Annotated in this window: 1 protein-coding gene and 1 pseudogene; both read left to right on the top strand. The window is 70.6% G+C overall.

What is annotated here, in order from left to right:
- A partial coding sequence (locus tag ACLQ29_RS35440) for a hypothetical protein (RefSeq protein WP_425775711.1) occupies window positions 1-219 on the top strand: 219 nt, incomplete at its 5' end.
- A pseudogene (locus ACLQ29_RS35435) lies at window positions 209-402 on the top strand (4Fe-4S dicluster domain-containing protein); the annotation flags it as partial. The gene ACLQ29_RS35440 and the pseudogene ACLQ29_RS35435, both read left to right, overlap by 11 nt.

Below are 402 nucleotides of genomic sequence, written 5' to 3'. Positions count from 1 at the left end.
GACTCGGCCAACGACCTGTTCGGCATCAGCCTGGACCCGAACGTCCTGATCCAGGAGAGCAAGGTCGGCACCTGCGATGTCCGGCCGGGCCGGCGGCCCACCGGGCCGGCGCTGCTCGACCTGGTGGCCGACTACCAGCGGCGCGCCGGGATCACGCCCGGTCAGCACGCCCCGGCCGTCACCACCGACAGCGCGGGGGAGCAGCCCGGTGATTCCTGACCCGAACAGCCTGTACGGCCCTCTGGATCCGGCGCCCGAGGCCGGTTACGAGGACGCGCCGCCGCGGATGGGGTTCTTCACCGACACCAGCGTCTGCATCGGCTGTAAGGCCTGCGAGGTGGCCTGCAAGGAGTGGAACGGTGTTCCGGAGAGCGGCCTGGACCTGCTCGGCATGTCGTACGA

This window comes from Micromonospora sp. DT228, from assembly GCF_049841595.1.
Classification (GTDB): Bacteria; Actinomycetota; Actinomycetes; order Mycobacteriales; family Micromonosporaceae; genus Micromonospora.
This window is presented reverse-complemented; position numbering and strand designations above follow the sequence as displayed.